This is a genomic window from Streptococcus phocae, assembly GCF_001302265.1.
GTDB classification, from domain to species: Bacteria; Bacillota; Bacilli; order Lactobacillales; family Streptococcaceae; genus Streptococcus; species Streptococcus phocae.
The window spans coordinates 1-837 of sequence record NZ_LHQM01000082.1 but is presented as its reverse complement, the minus strand read 5'-3'; the positions used below and the strand labels follow the sequence as shown (position 1 = coordinate 837).

Genomic DNA, 837 nt, shown 5'->3' with positions numbered 1-837 from the left:
TCGTACATCTAACCACCTCACTACTCTTGTTTGGTCAAGTCAGCATATTTAATAATAGTAACTTCGCCTTCTGATTCTAGCTCACCGATAGTCTGCTTGTCGTAAGAAAAGTCATCGTTAACATAAACAAAGACAAGATTTCCTTCGCCAACCAAATCTTCATGCGACTCGTCTATCATAGTGAATACGTCGTGAGCTTTATACTTACCTTTTTTAACAGGTTCAATAAGTTCTAGTAATCCTTTATAAATGTCAGGCTCAATTTTACCGCCACTTGTTAGCAAATGAAGTGTTTGTAGATTTGCCATTTTTTGTGTACGTTCTGCTGAGACTTTCGCTAATCCTGCAGCAGCTTGAGCTGTCTTAGCATTTTTAGCAGTTTCTTGTGACAGTTTTTCCAACTCGTCTACTTTCTCAACTGCCTCACCCATTGCGCGTTCAACGTAGTATTTTTTGAAAAATTCTTCCAAGACAGCATCGATGATTTCAGATTCTGACGCTTTGGTCAAGTCTCGTTTGATAGTCATTGGAATAAACAACCCATCGGCACCTCTGACACCTGTGAACGTTGCTTCGACTTCTCCGTGTTCATTGTATTGTGGATAACCTTTGGTTGCTTCTAATTTTTTCATCATAATTATTCTCCTTTTTTGCTTGCTTCAAATTGCTCTAAAATATTGTCGATAACAACGATTTCTGATGATGTAAATTCATCTTCGCACTCTTCCAGAAAATTTAAAAAGTCAATAAATCGCTTTGAGTACTCACCCCCTTTGATAACAACTTCTTCATCGGCTAGCTCGTTGAGCAAGTCGTTGAGTTCATCTAGTTTTTGCG

At 38.4% G+C, this 837-nt stretch carries 2 protein-coding genes; both read right to left on the bottom strand.

Translation table 11 applies throughout. From position 1 onward, the window contains the following. Positions 1–20: 20 nt before the first annotated feature. Complete coding sequence (locus AKK44_RS08480; protein ID WP_054279306.1) at positions 21–632, bottom strand: DUF1366 domain-containing protein; 612 nt, start codon at positions 630–632, stop codon at positions 21–23. A 5-nt stretch (positions 633–637) separates the two neighbouring features. Next, positions 638–837 (bottom strand): DUF1617 family protein (locus AKK44_RS08475; RefSeq protein ID WP_152911097.1); only part of this gene is annotated, 200 nt, incomplete at its 5' end.